Raw genomic sequence first — 14522 nt, forward strand, 5'->3', positions numbered from 1 at the left:
ATTTATATTTATCTGTTATAAATTTTTATTGTTGTTTGAGCAGTGATGCCGTTAAAAAAGATTGTTCGGCTGTCAAGGGCGTAAAGCTCCAGGCTAAATATATACGCCTGTCCTGCGGTTAATTCCATCGGCGGCCAAATGCTATTATCATCAGCAGCATTGCCGATACCAAACATGATGGTATCAGTAGGTATAACAATTATTTTTTCCAACAAAGAGGCTACTGTCATTTCATGGGAACTATCCGCGTTCAATGTAATTTCAGTTGGCGTAATTATTGGCGGCCATTGCTCCTGCTTTAAAACACCGTTCACAAGGTCTGCTTTATTAGCCATCGCAGTAGTTAAAGCAGCTATTGCATCTGCGGTGGGTAACGATGTAATAAGATTCAATAGCGCGGGGTCTAGGTCTGCCGTACCTATCTTATCATCCCTGTGACGGAAACTATCTAGCCAGTCCCAAAACTGCGATTGTACCGGCTTTGCCAGCGTTACAAACCAGCCCTTTAAAGTTTCTATAGATTGCTTAGCCATTATGCGCTCCTTTTTGCATAAACAATAATTGTATAGGCCTGTACACGGTTTAATGGTGTACCATCTCCCAACGGATCGGTTTGCAATGTGGGGCCTGGGTTGGGTTCATTTCCATGGTTGCCGGTGGTTATTAGCCCCTGTCCTTCCGCATCAAAGGAGGTTTTCTCGCGCGGAATAAGCACATCAATTCTGACATTGGGCAGATTGTTTTTTTGAATAGCAATGCTATTTGTGCCTCCCTGGTTGCCAGCTGTTGTATAATTTACATCTCTAACGTCTGTCTCCGCATTCCCGTCAAACCATAGTCCAATAGGCGTACGCCCTTGCATGCTTGTCAGCAGCTCAAAGCCTTTCATTTCCCAACGCCCTATGCCGTTATTGTCAAAGCGGTCACTTTTAGTAGAGAATGTTTTTATCTCGTCCGGCGGAGTGGTAGCGCGGCGTAGTACATCCGTATAACGCTGGCTTGTGTACGGGTCGAATTTCACGAAAAGGCCAGCCCCTGGCTGAGCAGTTACCCAGGTTCCGTTATCTTTCAGAAAAGCCGGGAATGGTCCACTATACGGCAGTGAGGGAACCACGTTCCCCATAAACATAACACTGCCTCCACTGACTTGCATATTGGCCCCAACAACATTGCTAACGGTACATCCAGATAGTATAATTTCCGGCTCCAGGTTAATGATACTTTTAAGAGTACTTTGTATAGTGCTTAAAGCGTCCTTAATACTTGCCGAATTAAAAGCGTAACGGGTAATATCACTATAGGGAAAACCACCAGCAGGAGGCAAAGCATTCCCAAACTTCAGTCTGCGCGTCTTATACACGGGACGCTGTACTGCATCATCAAACTGCTCACTCTGTATTATCTCCTCCAATACTATATATGTAGCCTTAAGCCCACCTGTAAACGGCAATATTTCCCCAGCATACGAGATCCACCCGTCTGTAACTGTCGCACCTTGATCAGTCACTCCTGTAAGTATTACTTTATCACCTATTGCCCTGGCAATCGCATCCATGGGCTGGCCAAATGCGGATTGCATGAAATCAAGTGTGTCCTGATATACGAACAACCCACCCAACTGGGTAAAATCAATGTTACGGTTCATACAATCTTTACTTTAAAAGTTTTACTTGCCAGCTTGTAGCTATTCACAAAGGCCGTTAGCTCATTCATATCAAAAGAAACAGCTATCGGCACGTTAACTATGAAATCCACGTTGAATGCCGTGGTTTCCGCTTTTGTATACAGTACAACGGCGCCGCCTTCGCTTTTACGATGTAACACTATTCGCTTATTTTCTACTCTGCGAAACAGCGGAATACCAGCCATATCTATTCCGTCTGTTATGTAAATACGGCGGGCTACAACGTCATAACGATCGTTTAAAGCTCTTTCCAGGTAACAAACCTGGGGCGTAATGGAAAGCCGATATAAGGCCCCTTGCCGGTAGTATAGAAATCGTGTGTGCAGGTCATTTACCGGTGATATGATAGATTTAACCAAGGCTATCATTTTCTCCTTACGTAATAACGGAGGTATAAGCCACCGGGATAGCTTACCCCAATCAATTGTGAATATGTTACTATTTAATGGCACTATGTGGCAGATAATTAATTAACAAATCAGTGTCTTGGTATATGCGGAGATAACCCGCATCGGGATTATATAGCACATCCACACTTTGGTATGGCAGATCACCATATTTTGTTTGCGCAGTGTTGATAACCGCAATCACAACCCCCTCTACTGCCTGTACAGCATCTGTGTGGTATGACAGCACATACAGCCCATTAAATGGCAATTCACTCAGGTATTGACGTATTGCATTACCAACGGGGTTACTATCCGTACCGTCTAACCGGCCACCTTGTGAGTTAAGTAATAATGGGTCATAATAGACAGTCCATTGCATCTTTAGGCTATCAGCAGGGAGACTGTCTACCTGTGCGCCTACACCCGCATCCTTTACCCGTGCAACATATTCTTTCAAGCCCCCCAATTGCTCAGCGGAGAGCGGTGTAAGATCGCCGCCGCTTTCTGCTGCTGCCTTAATCCGGAGAAATACACGGCCGAACTCGTTTGTTTGCTCTACAACGGCTGCATACTTTACCACCTTTGCCGCTTCAATATCTGAGTCTGTAAAGCCAGTGTTGTCATATTTGTCACTGTCCGGTAATAAGTTGAACCCATGTTGGTATGCCATCACCTTAGATACATACCATCGCAATGTATGTGGCTTAAGTGCGTTTATTATATTTTCTATCTCTGTACGCAGAGCATCAAAGATGCTTTCTAATACAAAGGCGGCAGCTGAAAATATGAATATAAACAGCCTGACAAGGTTAACGCGGCTCCATGTTATGGGGTCAACTACTATACCAATAGCCGCCATTTCCGTAACATATGTAGCCGTAATTGTTTGTTGTATCTCTTGTACTGACCGTGCCATATTAACTAACTTTAAAATCTAATGAGATAATCCAATAACCAATGCCTTCCAGCTGCTCCGGCTCCAATACACGGCCAATGGTCGCTATTTCGTCCCCTGTGGTTTGAGTGCTGTTTCTAACATCAATCACCTCTCCAGTTACAAGATCAGTACCAGGTGCAATATCGTCCGTCATTGACAACCCATTGAGCTGTGCCACCTGTACTAAGCCCTGTATGGAGCCGGTATATTGCGTGGCGAAGTCAGCTAATGTCTGATGGCGTTTGATAACTGGCATGTACTTCAATTTTTGCATCAACCATTTTAACGGATGTAATGATCATGCCGTCTTTTTCAAATTCACTTTTGATTTCCTGTAACAGGCCAACGGTATTTTCATCCTTCAACCATATAGCAGCTCCTACGCAAGCGGCCGGAGTTTCTTTAAAATCACCAGGGTTGCTAATAAGCAGCAGCCGCTGGTGTTGTTCAGTACTTTCTCCCATCATCAAATCAGCACCGATAATTAGCAAATCTCCTTCCTCATCTAATAGTATATCCTGCATGCGCTATTGTATTGTGCCAGTAGCCTCCCCGGTTACAGGGTTGCTGCCAGCGTTTAGCCCGGTACCTGGCACCTTCACGATCCCACTGCCGGTGATATGGTTTATAAACGCTTCCGCTATAGCTTTCCAAAATGCCTTACGCGCATCCTCTATCTGTGGATACTCACCATCGTTAAAGGCGGAAGCCGCATTATACAATGCCTGTCCTAATACATCTTTATTAAGTGCCATTTCTCAGTATATTTTGAGCCTTCGTTAATGCCTGCTGTAGCTTAGCATAGTCCGGGTTTGTTCCTTGCATTACTACTATCTTCAAAACAGACTCAATGATCATTTCAAACACACTTAAAAGATCATCCCCGTCCTTTTTAAATAGAAAGCCATCCGCATTATGGCTATATTTGGCACCGCCTACTAATTGCACTATTTCTGAAATCTCATGAACGGCTATTACCACATAATCATCACTGTTATCAATGCGGCCTACCAATACGATGCTACCTACAGCCGGAATGAGTATAACCTTGTTTCCATCCTTGATAATCGCCTTTAACCGGCAATCATTCACTGAGCCTCCCTCCAAGAATACCACGGCAATTGTATCATCATTATTTACTGCTGTTACTTTAGCCTGCACTATCGCTGTGGGGCCAAACTTACTGGCAAACTCAGCCAGCCTATTAGATATTTCCTCGTGTTCCTTCATAGTTTGATTCCTATGCCGATAACCCGGCGCGCACCATTGGTACCATAACTTACCTCAGTGGATTCAACCAGGTAAACACCGTTACGTTCAGGATATTTTGTATCCCTTATCTCAACCCTTTGAGCTGGTCTACAAAATGGCTGTAGAAAAGCGGTTATCTTACCCTCATAACCGGTATAGGATAATGACGTATGCAATTCTTTTGCGAGCTTATTAAGCGAATCTTTATCAATAACTGATCGCGTCTTTACAATTTTCGTTTCGCCTTCGTCCCCCGCAGTCCCGGTAGTTTTAACCTTTTTTGACTTACCTGGCAGAAAAAGCACATCGGTACTTTCCTCCGCCTGCTGCACATCCCCGCTTTTATGTATCCCCAAAAATTTAACGGTTACGTCCTGGTTCTTTGCCTGCCTCAGCTTAAGGTTATCATCCTTAACAACATTCCATCCAAGGCGGTAAATAGCATCAGGTTTAACAGTGGTACGGGATAGCTGATCTGTCAACACCAGCCCCATAAACAACATGTTTCCCCTGAAAAAAGCACGTATGGTACCGTGTGTAATTTTTTTTATCTCATCCAGTGCCTCACAACCGTTGTGCCCTTGCAATAGCAACTTTTCAATAATTAGAGAGGGAATATTTTTCTCATCCAAAGCAATGTCTGTACTTGCCACCAGATACTTTAATATGTCCAGCAGTTGGGCATGTACAAATGTTTTAGTATAGGTCATATTGCGCAGTTGATAACTGTATCCCTCACATTCGATTTCCAACGGGGACGTGAAATTAATCCGGCTGATAAACCCCTCGAACTCTGTTTGTAATTGCGAATTATACCCCAGCTTTATTATTACTTTATCCCCCTCATCGAACTTCTTAGCAGTGTCAGCGCTCTCCGTAATTACCCTACCTGCGCGTGTTATGCGAGCTGTGATTGGCACCTTAATAACCGCCTTGTCCACGAACTCGTATATACTTTTATTAACCTTTACCTCATGAGGTTTCACGTTAATGTATCTCCCTATTGATATGTTAGAACACAACGCAAACATTACTGAGAAATTTCAAGTTCAAAAATCATATCGCTTTCAACAGTCATTTCAAACGCGCGGGCGTGTTGCACCCCTTGCATATCTGGCCATCTAACATCCCGGATAATCACCCTCTCATCAAACTCTCCTTTTAACACAATGGCAGAAAGCGCTGAGCGCATGGTTACGCTTGAATTTTTCTTGAATAGGTTATGCAGGTCTATTATGTCCTGCTCAGGAAAATCGTTACCGTCATTGAGGCAGATACCACGTATCTCAAAAACATAGTCATCAATGGAGATAAGCTCCTTTACACTTCCGCCCCTTTCTGGCATAGATGTACTGATATAGGTTTTTTTCCAATACATGGACATAACAGCAAATGGAATAAGGTATCCGTCTATGGTAACCGGCATAAAAAACTCACGTCCTACCGCATCCTCCAGGTAATAAGGTTGCGCTAATATGCTCGTTTCCAGACGAGGGGGCGCGTCCGGGAACTCTGGAGGTTCAGGTGGCGGGCTATAGCCAAACACCCTTTCAAATATTTCTCTTAGATCAAATACCGCCATTATTATTGCTTGATAAACTATTAAATACTCTTACCATTTCCTCACGGACAGCGCGGGCTATTTCCTGACCGGCTTCCTCTTTGCCCATCACATGTATATCAAGATGTTCAATCTGTTTTCCTATATTGATTACAATGCTGCGCTGCCCACCTTTATTAATCTTATCCTTACCACCTGAAAACAAATCTCCAGTATCTGTACTGCCACCAGTGCCTCCACCTGTACCTCCCCCCGTATCAACCGGCGCGGCCTGGCCTCCTGCGGTGGTATTAACCCCAAACATTTGGTTATATGCATTCGTGGCTGCTGAAATCTGACGCTTAACATTGGAAACCTCCGGTTGCAATTGCTTAGCAATTTTATTCGCATCCTGGTTGGCATGAATTAACCCCAACAGACTATTAAGTTGGTCCTGTTCTACTGATGAATTTGTAGTATATGCACCGCCATACGCACTAACCGTAGTTGAGGACGTTTTTTGCGGGTTATTCTTAATTTTTGCGCGTAAGTATTGTATAGCCGTCAACTGCTTTTGCCCAGCTGACATATCTGTACGTTCGGCTAAATCTGGGTTTATCTGCGCGAGCAAGGCAAATACAGCGGCGTTTGTCTCTCCACTAGTGGCAACGGCTCTATTATACTTAGTTATAGTTTTGGCATTTTTTTCCTCTAAGGAGGAGGCTATTTGCTTTTGTCCTAATGCCGTTACAACATCATTTATATTGGACGCTAGTTTAGAATACTCGATAGCTTCCGCCTTAATCCCCTTGGTAATATTCGGATTTATGTCAGTAAGTTGTTTCAATATCTCCAGGCGGCGGGACTCTGAGGTATTGGAGGATGTTAGCTCCAATTGCAATGCCCTAATTTGATTAATCTGCCTGGTGACCGATGTAGATACAGACTCGCTATGCGTCATAAATTTTAGCAGCGCAATGCCTGCCTCTAAAGCAAATCGCGTAAGAGGCGCAAATCCTTGACCCACTGATATTTGAAACGCCGCGTACTTTCCTTTAAGTAGCTGCAGCTTTCCTGCATTTGTCTCCGCAAGCTGGTCCATCATATTAAAGAAACGCCCGCCTTTACCGGTAGCTACCTCAAATGCTTTCGTAATTGCACCGGATGTTATCTTTCCCTGCTCCATCCACTCTTTCAACTGTCCTACCGACATTTTTTGTTTTAGACCAAACTGTTGCCAGTTTTCAGAAATAACGCCCAACGGGTTAAATCCTGCATTTATATATTGTAGCAAATCCTGTCCCATCAAGCGGCCCGCAGCCCTGGTTTGCGCAAATGCTAATGTTAAGCTCTGCATACGGTCAGCATCACCCATTGCAACATCCCCGATCATCTTTAGGTCTTTCGTCACTTCTTTATCTGACACCCCAAATCCCATAAGGGTTTGCGCGTTTTGGTATACGCTTGCACCCAACATGGTATTTTGTTTCAAGTCTAAAAGCTCCCCGGACAATGCGTTGCCGCGTGCTTTACTGCCGCTTAATACCTCAAAGGATTTGTTTGTTTTTTCAAAGTTCATCGCCGCGCCTATGCTACTACCGACAAACGCGGTAATCGCGGCGGCGCTGGCCATCCCCAGCAATGGGGCGGCTGCATCCATAGCAAAGCCTTTTATCTTACTAAAGAACCCTCCTTTCCCCTGGTTATCTAATCTGGCAATTTGCCTTTCCAGGTTACGGGCCTCCCTTGTAGCTGACTTGAACTCACTTTGGATGCGGGTATTCATGCGAACTTTATTAACAGCCTCCAGGCGCTTCTGAAGGTCTGAAATACTATTCGCCATTGTGCGGCCACCTTGGTTAATTCGGTTAAAGTAGCCGTTCAATCTATTCGCCATCTGGTTCCCAGCGCTGGTAGCTGCCCGCATTGCGGGGGTAAGCATATCACGCAGGCGTAGTATAAATTCAACAGATGGAGACATATTTTATTTTTGTATAACGGCCCCTTACTACATTGTAAAGGGCCGTGTTTTTGCTTGTTGTTCTCTTATATCTATCAGGATAGCTATTGACTTTGTCCATAGCTCATCACTCATCTCGCGTATCTCTGTAGCCGTAAAGCCCAGGTGATACATGAGCAGGAAATTGTAATACATTATAAAGTTGTTTTCAAAGGAGCCGTCAGCCTCTTTTATAGCTCGCGCAAGGTTCCCTTTTTTTTGGCCATCAAGTCCTCCACAAAATCAACGAGCGCCAAATAATAGCGGTCATTCTTTCGTATCTCCTCATCACCCCCCAGCCATATACTTTCCAGGATAGTTTTGCTAAATAATGACGGGTTGCTACTGGTAACCTTTGCAAGAGCAAGGGCATATGTATCGCGGTCTACTGATCGCAGATAACATATCTTATTATCCACGTCATAGCCGAACACCTGGCCATACTGTTTTTTCCAGGCGCTTATCTGTTCCTCGCTTACCTGTCCGGTCATTACAGGACGGGTAATCGCAGGAATAGTAGGCGCATTATCAGCCTGGCCACCCTGATTGCCGGGCATTAATGAAAATGTAGTTTTTTCTCCCTCCATGATTGTTTATATTGAATTGTTTTAATGAACGTTTAAGTAGTATATAAACAGCGCTTAAAGCTGCTTTTTGCGCAGGAAAATAAACGGCAGTGTAATCTCTTGGTACTTATCATTTTGATTCATGCCGTCCTCAACTTCTTTAAACTCGCAATTAATCAGTACGTCTGTTGTTACCGGTATGAGTCCGTTGGGCTTATCGTAGACGCACGTAATAGTTATTAACCTGCCGGGTAAGTCTATTACGTCCTCATATCCAGCCACCTGGGCCGCACGGCGTAGCGCATCGTGGTCGCTTTTGAGCATACGTAACTCCCCCTCATAGGATTTATTACCGCGCTGTATACCTTTCGGCTCATTGCCTTGCCCATAAACTACTTCTTTCTCCTGCGCCTTTTTCCACTTAAGGCCCCGCAGTCCGGATAATTCAAAAGCGCCAACGGCTACTTTCATATCGCAGTAAGCATATTCGTTGCTATCAAACGGCATGAGTGTAAAATTTGAACTGTTTTAAAATGTTATTCTACGGTCGGGCTGTACCCTAAATAGAGATTGATATAATCAAGGCTGCCTTTGGGTAACAGGCGAATGAATACATAAATAGTCCCCGTTTGTAGGAGATTGAAATTAGGCTGCTCTATATCCGCCTGTTCATATAACAATGCATACTGTGCAGGATCGGGATTAATAAGGCACTCGACAGCGGCAGAGCCGTCTGTTTTTTTGGATAACTGATTGCGCATTCCATCATCAATAGCCTGCTCAATGCCTATTTCCAAGGCCTTTTCCGCTACGGTGGAAAGTCTGCCACCGGCAAAGACCTCAACATCGTCTTTTAGCTCCCTATAGTATGTAACGAATGCAATTCTAGTGGCGTTATCTATTACCCGTCCAAAGCGGAGATTGTTATAGTCGTCTGTAGGGTCGCATAACGCGCAGTCGTAGGTGAACACGTAGCCGCTTGCACTTTTATTTTTTTCAATGGATATGTAGCGCTTTTCAAATAGAGTATCCAGGTCAGCGCCGGAGATAGCATCCACTGCAATAGCCCCAATCTTGACATTGGATGTTTCCGGTATTGGCAGGCTGCCGTTTTTTATACGGCCTATGTTTCGTTGCGGCTCCACGGCGGCAGCAGCGCCCATTGCCAACATAGTGGCTCGTGCAGTACTGCCGTCAATGTTTGCGGCAACAATGAATCCATTACGATTTAGAGAGGTGGCGTAGTTCTTCGCGGTAGCAGGATCAGCAAAAGCAAATCCCTCAACAAAATACCTGAAAGGCTTATTATCATCGAACCAGGTAGCAGATAGCGTTTGCAAAGCGGTAACGGCGGTATGTACATCCTGGTCAAATCCATCCGTTACGGTAGGCTCGTATTCTTCGTCCGGGAATTTAATAGCAGCGAGTAGCCGCACTGTACCGGCTCCTAAACTAAGCACCTTATTTGCGTTCGCGGCAGCTCCCAGGGTTGTTAAGGTGGTAGCCGCTGCCATACAAAGCACATACAGCTTCGTACCCTCCGGGGCGGCGGCGTAAAAGCCTTCGTTAATTGCTTTCACTACATCCTCATTACCTACCTGAGCGAAAGCCGTAGCTACCTGCGTTTTGGTTTTGACCATAAAAGCAGTACCGTAGCCTGCCACTGGTGCCACCGGTGATGCTATGAGTACGGCAGACACTCCAAAGTCGCTTGCAGGTTGGATGCCTAATCCGCCATTAGTAAGGAAAATTTCTACTCCGGGACGACTCATCTTAAATATGAATTAAGTTTGAAAACATGTGTTACTACGTTAAACGGGTTACTTTTTTGTACCCTTGCTTGCGCCTTTTCCTGCGCTTTTAACGCCATCTTTTGCAGCTGATTTACCGGTTGGTTTGCTACTGGTAGCCGGGTTCCTGCTATCTGCCGTGGCAGAATCTGCTGCGCCCGTTGGTTCAACTCCTGGCTCCGGTTCAGTAGTTACAGGAGGTGCCGATAGTGCAGCTGCTTCACGGCCGAAAAGGGACGCGGTTGTACCATCTCCAGGCGCAGGGGGTCCGTCCCCCTGTTCAGACGGCAAAGTAGATCCAGGGAGGGACGAGGGCGAAGGGTCGGTAAGTTCGGCCGTCATATGCTCCAGGTTGTTATAGCTCTCGCATTCTTCACGAGTAACGATAATTACCCGTTGCTGAGCGGCTACTTTAAAGGAACGGGCGTGGTTACCAGCCTGGTGATCCTTTTGGAACGCCTGGCCATCACTGGTAATATGAAATGCGTCAACGGACGGATAATTTGGAAATAGCTTAGATGCTATATCTATCGCCTGTATATTGTTCATAACAAAAAATTTACGGTAATTGAATAAAGCCTTTTACGGATGTTATAAGACGTTCACGGCGGCAGACCTCGTACCCCTCACGGCTTCCGCCGTCATTGGTGTTACCTTCAATAGTATGTACAATGCCGCCTTTCACGCTTTCTACGAATCCGGTATGGCCAACACCTTTACCGAAATCCATAATAAATATGTCGCCTGGTTTAACACCAGATGAACGCGCTATCAATCTCCGGCAGGTGGTGTTATTCCATTGTTGCAGCACACCTGCCGTTTTTACCAGCGGATTACCCACCCCCGTTTCACTGGCAGCCTGCTGCACGCACCAGTAAACGAATGCCATACACCATGCATAACCAGGGCCTAACCCCACGCTTTTTAGGTATATTGTAACCTCCGGGCCGCCATTGCTACCCCGCGGGCTTTCTTGTACGCCATCTTGTGATAGTGCAACCCGCAGGGCGGCGGCGGCCAGGGTGATCTCAGAGGGGGGATTAATTATGGCAGTGTTCATTACAATTATTTGTTAGTGCTAAACCGAGCTTGTACAAGCAGGTCGTACACATTTTGAGCCTTTTGTTCATCATCCAAGGAGCGAGTAATAATACTGGCCACCTTATGAAATATTGCATCCTGCAAATCCGGGTTACGTTTCCTTACCTCGCTGATAAAACATTCCAATTTTGCCTCCAGGCTGTCAGCGTTTTTGCATGTGCTTTCCAGGTTTAGTACCTCTATGGCAATATTCAATCCCTGGATAGCCTTTACGCGGATAACTTCGTCCACATCACCGGGAATGATGGCGGTAAGTATCTGAGCGGCCGGGTTGTCAAGCAATGATTTTAAAGTGGTGGTGATCTTTAAGGCGGTGTCAACGTTGCGTTCCATGTAGGAATCAAATTGCTTTAAAAGTGCCTTAATCTTTGTACGTATGTTAGTGCAGAAAGCCATGATGTTATTTTTTGTTTTTTAACTCTTTACGGATTTTCACAAGGTTGTAAACAACAGATGTCACGCCGCTGACTACCGTAAGTGTAAACAGTATCTGTGATTGGCTGATACTTTGCATAAACCCACCCAGCCAGGTGATTGCACACATCGTCCAGCTCGCCCCATCTGTTTGAATTTGTTTCATTAAAAATTGCCTTAATGGTTACTGAAATGGTGCTTACTATTCATCCCCACGCCTTAACAGGGCGGCGTTAATCTTCGCCTGCATGGTGCCGGATGTGATTGACCGCGCACGGTAACTGTTGTAATAGGTATTTGTGAAGAACCAGGTACGTTTATTATTCGCCTGGTTGGCGAGTGTCAGCGTATCAGTAACCGAATCCCAATTGAACCCGTCAACAGTTGCCTGAATAAATACCGAACCGGCAACCGTGCCGCTGATCTTGTCAACGGATACCTGTATGGATTTAAGATGTGATCCGATTGAGTTAAAAGACAGATATGCCGTATCTGCATTGGTCAGTGTGTCTGAGGCGGTAATTCTTTGTACCTGGTTGACCACTTGCGCCTGACATTCAAAGGCGACAGCCACCAGCATAGATACAGCTGATAATATGAGTAACTTTTTCATGAAAGCGTTTTGAGCGGTGTTTGAGTAATAATCTAAGCGAGAAAGGCGGGCAAGGCCGGGCGCATTAAGCGGCCGGCTTGCCTTGTATGATGTTATAAATGCCTTTTCCATCTTGACGGCGCACACGGCCCCCTCCCATAACCAGGGCGCTGTGAATATCACCGAAGTAAAGCGGGTTGTTTGTATCCTGGAATAGCTTCTTAGCACCCAGGGCAAACGCCACTACATTTTTCTGCCAGGCAATGCAGCCAAGGTTATCGTTTGGCCCGATAGCGGCCCCTAAAGCCTTAATCTCGCTATCTTCGTCTGCTGCCAATACTGAGCTGCGGGTAAGTACGTTCCAGCTATGTATCTTGCCTACGATGCCGTTTGCCGCGTCTACCATCTTGGAGAAATCACGCTGCATGGTTTCAGAAAGGCTATCATAGAAAAACTCAAACATGTTATCGTCAATCAGGACGTAACGGTCCTGTTTGGGAACATCATCAACATTGGCCTTAACCATCAGCTTTGCAAGGTCTTTGTGGTGAAAGCCAAAACGATTTCCTACCTGTCCATCTACAGGGCTAACCTGAGATGCCTGCGGGCCACCAGTAGTGGCAAAAGGAGTACCATTGATTGCCCATTTGATAATCATATCATCAGCTACCACCTGGTCCAGCTCCTCCATGTGATCGCCTAAAACGCTATCCTGCTTGGAGTAAGATAAATCCACCTCATCAATATTGGGAATATGTGTAGGGTCCGTTGTGTATTCGTCCAGTGCATAAAGTACATCGCCATCATTGCGTCTAACGGCAACAGCAGGAAACTGATTACGGTTTTTAACCACGTTAGGACGTGCGCCCGGTTGCGGAATATGTATAATGCGGCCAGTGCCATCTGCGTATTGGCTATCGTCATACGCAAATCGTAAAAACGTGTTATCGCGGTAGAACCGCTCCATGATGTATGATGCCCAATGCTCCAGCACTAAGCCATTGGCAACGCCTTTAGGCATAGGCACCGGCAGGAAATTCAATAACAGGAAAACGCCCGCTACAGCAATAAATGGAATGTGCCAAAAAGCGGAGATTGCACCCGCCATAACGATCATACCCAGGAGACTATAGAAAAGACGCAAGAAATGTTTCATATAATTCTGATTAAAGTTTAAGAGTAATTTTAGATTGGCGAAAGGGAGGCGTTAGGCTTTTTACTTATATTCTACCCCGTGGGCTTCCTTATACTTTACTTTAAAGCCCTCCAGGTTGATCTCTTTAAGACGGGCTAACTTACCGTCCATCCAAAGTTGTTTGCCGGACAACTTCATTAGCTCAGCGGATTCGGCTGCGCTAGTCTCGCCTCCCTTCAGCTGTAACTCTTGCAGGCTCTTGTAGGGCTTCATGGTATCAATAAGCGCTTTGGTAGCATCAAAATTTGACTGAGCCAATTGTAAGTATGTATCGCGTTCTTTTGCGGTGAACTTGCCATCGGTAATACCACCGTCCACTAGGTCGGTACGTGCTTTCTCCGATTGCGCTTTCTCCATATCGTCCACTTTCTTTTTAAGCTCCGTGTTTTCAGTTGTGAGCTTTACATTAGGTGCAGCGGCGGAATTGAGTGCGTCCAACTTCGCGTTAATCTCTGCATCTGTGGCAGATTCAGGGAGGCCCAGCTTTAAGGCCAGTATTTTTTTATCCATTTCAGAACTATTTTTTTCAGGTACTAAACTGCTGAGGTATGTAAGGACTTCCGCCTGGCTATTGGAGTCTACACTGGAGAGGCGTAGCATCTCACCCGCACTATTGCGCATGGCAATTGCATTCCGGCAGGCTGGTATGTCAACGATAGAGCCTTCGCGTAATCCCCACTTAGTAATCGTAGGGCCGCGCTGTCCAGCCACTTTTAGGGCATCATCGTCACTTACGGCTATCGGGTCAATCCAAACACTGGCGGCGTTTAAGTATTTACCTTTTACTTTACTCTCTATCTTTTGCGCAAACTCATCATTATCATCAAACTCCGGCTTTGCCATCAATCGGCCACCCTCTATACGTATATCATACCATCTGCCAATAGGGAGCAATACGTCATTGGTAGGTTTTTCCCAACCTTCATTCCCACGTAAGTGCAGATATAACATAACCGGGTTTTCCTTAAACCCATCCAATACGGCCCCGGTCATTTGAACACGGTATCCGTAATCAACTACGCTCTCATCGAGTAATACAAAGTCAAGATCAAGTTTAGCCATGT

The 14522-nt window shown here is 45.4% G+C and carries 22 protein-coding genes; all 22 read right to left on the reverse strand.

Annotation, left to right across the window (positions count from 1 at the left end):
* Positions 1 to 8: 8 nt before the first annotated feature.
* Complete coding sequence (locus tag F0L74_RS05860) at positions 9 to 533, reverse strand: hypothetical protein (protein ID WP_149836870.1); 525 nt, start codon at positions 531 to 533, stop codon at positions 9 to 11.
* Complete coding sequence (locus F0L74_RS05865; RefSeq protein ID WP_149836871.1) at positions 533 to 1645, reverse strand: hypothetical protein; 1113 nt, start codon at positions 1643 to 1645, stop codon at positions 533 to 535. Before F0L74_RS05865 ends, F0L74_RS05860 begins: the two co-directional genes overlap by 1 nt.
* Complete coding sequence (locus F0L74_RS05870; RefSeq protein ID WP_149836872.1) at positions 1642 to 1824, reverse strand: hypothetical protein; 183 nt, start codon at positions 1822 to 1824, stop codon at positions 1642 to 1644. Before F0L74_RS05870 ends, F0L74_RS05865 begins: the two co-directional genes overlap by 4 nt.
* Positions 1825 to 2122: 298 nt before the next feature.
* The gene (locus F0L74_RS05875) at positions 2123 to 2989 is read right to left on the reverse strand and encodes a nucleotidyltransferase (RefSeq protein ID WP_149836873.1); all 867 of its coding nucleotides are present in this window, start codon (positions 2987 to 2989) and stop codon (positions 2123 to 2125) included.
* 1 nt (position 2990) lies between these two features.
* Positions 2991 to 3266, reverse strand: a complete 276-nt coding sequence (locus F0L74_RS05880; RefSeq protein WP_149836874.1) for a hypothetical protein — start codon at positions 3264 to 3266, stop codon at positions 2991 to 2993.
* Complete coding sequence (locus tag F0L74_RS05885) at positions 3232 to 3534, reverse strand: hypothetical protein (protein ID WP_149836875.1); 303 nt, start codon at positions 3532 to 3534, stop codon at positions 3232 to 3234. Before F0L74_RS05885 ends, F0L74_RS05880 begins: the two co-directional genes overlap by 35 nt.
* Before the next feature lie 3 nt (positions 3535 to 3537).
* Positions 3538 to 3765, reverse strand: coding sequence for a hypothetical protein (locus tag F0L74_RS05890; RefSeq protein WP_149836876.1), 228 nt, complete (start codon positions 3763 to 3765; stop codon positions 3538 to 3540).
* Entirely contained in the window at positions 3755 to 4240 is a 486-nt protein-coding gene (locus F0L74_RS05895) for a hypothetical protein (RefSeq protein WP_149836877.1), read from the reverse strand. Before F0L74_RS05895 ends, F0L74_RS05890 begins: the two co-directional genes overlap by 11 nt.
* Positions 4237 to 5202: a hypothetical protein gene (locus F0L74_RS05900; protein ID WP_149836878.1), complete on the reverse strand. Its 966-nt coding sequence runs from the start codon at positions 5200 to 5202 to the stop codon at positions 4237 to 4239. The genes F0L74_RS05895 and F0L74_RS05900 overlap by 4 nt, the downstream gene beginning before the upstream one ends.
* Before the next feature lie 89 nt (positions 5203 to 5291).
* Positions 5292 to 5843, reverse strand: a complete 552-nt coding sequence (locus F0L74_RS05905; protein ID WP_149836879.1) for a DUF6046 domain-containing protein — start codon at positions 5841 to 5843, stop codon at positions 5292 to 5294.
* Complete coding sequence (locus F0L74_RS05910) at positions 5830 to 7644, reverse strand: tape measure protein (RefSeq protein WP_149836880.1); 1815 nt, start codon at positions 7642 to 7644, stop codon at positions 5830 to 5832. Before F0L74_RS05910 ends, F0L74_RS05905 begins: the two co-directional genes overlap by 14 nt.
* Positions 7645 to 7809: 165 nt before the next feature.
* Positions 7810 to 7956 carry a hypothetical protein gene (locus tag F0L74_RS33210; protein WP_188315869.1) on the reverse strand — a complete coding sequence of 49 codons (147 nt, stop codon included), beginning with the start codon at positions 7954 to 7956 and terminating at the stop codon, positions 7810 to 7812.
* A 35-nt stretch (positions 7957 to 7991) separates the two neighbouring features.
* Positions 7992 to 8387 carry a hypothetical protein gene (locus F0L74_RS05915; RefSeq protein ID WP_149836881.1) on the reverse strand — a complete coding sequence of 132 codons (396 nt, stop codon included), beginning with the start codon at positions 8385 to 8387 and terminating at the stop codon, positions 7992 to 7994.
* Positions 8388 to 8441: 54 nt separating this feature from the next.
* Entirely contained in the window at positions 8442 to 8873 is a 432-nt protein-coding gene (locus F0L74_RS05920) for a hypothetical protein (RefSeq protein ID WP_149836882.1), read from the reverse strand.
* Positions 8874 to 8902: 29 nt separating this feature from the next.
* Positions 8903 to 10138: a DUF2586 family protein gene (locus F0L74_RS05925; RefSeq protein ID WP_149836883.1), complete on the reverse strand. Its 1236-nt coding sequence runs from the start codon at positions 10136 to 10138 to the stop codon at positions 8903 to 8905.
* 48 nt (positions 10139 to 10186) lie between these two features.
* Positions 10187 to 10705 carry a hypothetical protein gene (locus F0L74_RS05930; protein ID WP_149836884.1) on the reverse strand — a complete coding sequence of 173 codons (519 nt, stop codon included), beginning with the start codon at positions 10703 to 10705 and terminating at the stop codon, positions 10187 to 10189.
* Positions 10706 to 10715: 10 nt separating this feature from the next.
* Positions 10716 to 11216 carry a CHAP domain-containing protein gene (locus F0L74_RS05935; protein WP_149836885.1) on the reverse strand — a complete coding sequence of 167 codons (501 nt, stop codon included), beginning with the start codon at positions 11214 to 11216 and terminating at the stop codon, positions 10716 to 10718.
* A 5-nt stretch (positions 11217 to 11221) separates the two neighbouring features.
* Positions 11222 to 11590: a hypothetical protein gene (locus F0L74_RS05940; RefSeq protein WP_149836886.1), complete on the reverse strand. Its 369-nt coding sequence runs from the start codon at positions 11588 to 11590 to the stop codon at positions 11222 to 11224.
* 67 nt (positions 11591 to 11657) lie between these two features.
* Positions 11658 to 11837 (reverse strand): hypothetical protein, encoded by a 180-nt coding sequence (locus F0L74_RS05945; RefSeq protein WP_149836887.1) that lies wholly within the window; start codon positions 11835 to 11837, stop codon positions 11658 to 11660.
* A 36-nt stretch (positions 11838 to 11873) separates the two neighbouring features.
* On the reverse strand, positions 11874 to 12284 hold the full coding sequence (locus F0L74_RS05950; RefSeq protein ID WP_149836888.1) for a hypothetical protein: 411 nt from the start codon (positions 12282 to 12284) through the stop codon (positions 11874 to 11876).
* Positions 12285 to 12348: 64 nt separating this feature from the next.
* Positions 12349 to 13380 carry a hypothetical protein gene (locus tag F0L74_RS05955; RefSeq protein WP_149836889.1) on the reverse strand — a complete coding sequence of 344 codons (1032 nt, stop codon included), beginning with the start codon at positions 13378 to 13380 and terminating at the stop codon, positions 12349 to 12351.
* A gap of 99 nt (positions 13381 to 13479) precedes the next feature.
* Positions 13480 to 14520: a phage protease gene (locus F0L74_RS05960; protein WP_188315870.1), complete on the reverse strand. Its 1041-nt coding sequence runs from the start codon at positions 14518 to 14520 to the stop codon at positions 13480 to 13482.
* Positions 14521 to 14522 lie beyond the last annotated feature (2 nt).

This window comes from Chitinophaga agrisoli, assembly GCF_008386695.1.
GTDB lineage: Bacteria > Bacteroidota > Bacteroidia > Chitinophagales > Chitinophagaceae > Chitinophaga > Chitinophaga agrisoli.

What these genes read in the sequence shown, in the direction of transcription:
- F0L74_RS05935 (WP_149836885.1), bottom strand. Translation starts at nt 11,216, where the DNA reads ATGAACACTGCCATAATTAATCCCCCCTCTGAGATCACCCTGGCCGCC.
- F0L74_RS05875 (WP_149836873.1), bottom strand. Translation starts at nt 2,989, where the DNA reads ATGGCACGGTCAGTACAAGAGATACAACAAACAATTACGGCTACATAT.
- F0L74_RS05930 (WP_149836884.1), bottom strand. Translation starts at nt 10,705, where the DNA reads ATGAACAATATACAGGCGATAGATATAGCATCTAAGCTATTTCCAAAT.
- F0L74_RS05925 (WP_149836883.1), bottom strand. Translation starts at nt 10,138, where the DNA reads ATGAGTCGTCCCGGAGTAGAAATTTTCCTTACTAATGGCGGATTAGGC.
- F0L74_RS05940 (WP_149836886.1), bottom strand. Translation starts at nt 11,590, where the DNA reads ATGGAACGCAACGTTGACACCGCCTTAAAGATCACCACCACTTTAAAA.
- F0L74_RS05955 (WP_149836889.1), bottom strand. Translation starts at nt 13,380, where the DNA reads ATGATCGTTATGGCGGGTGCAATCTCCGCTTTTTGGCACATTCCATTT.
- F0L74_RS05945 (WP_149836887.1), bottom strand. Translation starts at nt 11,837, where the DNA reads ATGAAACAAATTCAAACAGATGGGGCGAGCTGGACGATGTGTGCAATC.
- F0L74_RS33210 (WP_188315869.1), bottom strand. Translation starts at nt 7,956, where the DNA reads ATGTATTACAATTTCCTGCTCATGTATCACCTGGGCTTTACGGCTACA.
- F0L74_RS05910 (WP_149836880.1), bottom strand. Translation starts at nt 7,644, where the DNA reads ATGGCGAATAGTATTTCAGACCTTCAGAAGCGCCTGGAGGCTGTTAAT.
- F0L74_RS05865 (WP_149836871.1), bottom strand. Translation starts at nt 1,645, where the DNA reads ATGAACCGTAACATTGATTTTACCCAGTTGGGTGGGTTGTTCGTATAT.
- F0L74_RS05890 (WP_149836876.1), bottom strand. Translation starts at nt 3,765, where the DNA reads ATGGCACTTAATAAAGATGTATTAGGACAGGCATTGTATAATGCGGCT.
- F0L74_RS05920 (WP_149836882.1), bottom strand. Translation starts at nt 8,873, where the DNA reads ATGCCGTTTGATAGCAACGAATATGCTTACTGCGATATGAAAGTAGCC.
- F0L74_RS05895 (WP_149836877.1), bottom strand. Translation starts at nt 4,240, where the DNA reads ATGAAGGAACACGAGGAAATATCTAATAGGCTGGCTGAGTTTGCCAGT.
- F0L74_RS05960 (WP_188315870.1), bottom strand. Translation starts at nt 14,520, where the DNA reads ATGGCTAAACTTGATCTTGACTTTGTATTACTCGATGAGAGCGTAGTT.
- F0L74_RS05860 (WP_149836870.1), bottom strand. Translation starts at nt 533, where the DNA reads ATGGCTAAGCAATCTATAGAAACTTTAAAGGGCTGGTTTGTAACGCTG.
- F0L74_RS05915 (WP_149836881.1), bottom strand. Translation starts at nt 8,387, where the DNA reads ATGGAGGGAGAAAAAACTACATTTTCATTAATGCCCGGCAATCAGGGT.
- F0L74_RS05880 (WP_149836874.1), bottom strand. Translation starts at nt 3,266, where the DNA reads ATGCCAGTTATCAAACGCCATCAGACATTAGCTGACTTCGCCACGCAA.
- F0L74_RS05950 (WP_149836888.1), bottom strand. Translation starts at nt 12,284, where the DNA reads ATGAAAAAGTTACTCATATTATCAGCTGTATCTATGCTGGTGGCTGTC.
- F0L74_RS05905 (WP_149836879.1), bottom strand. Translation starts at nt 5,843, where the DNA reads ATGGCGGTATTTGATCTAAGAGAAATATTTGAAAGGGTGTTTGGCTAT.
- F0L74_RS05885 (WP_149836875.1), bottom strand. Translation starts at nt 3,534, where the DNA reads ATGCAGGATATACTATTAGATGAGGAAGGAGATTTGCTAATTATCGGT.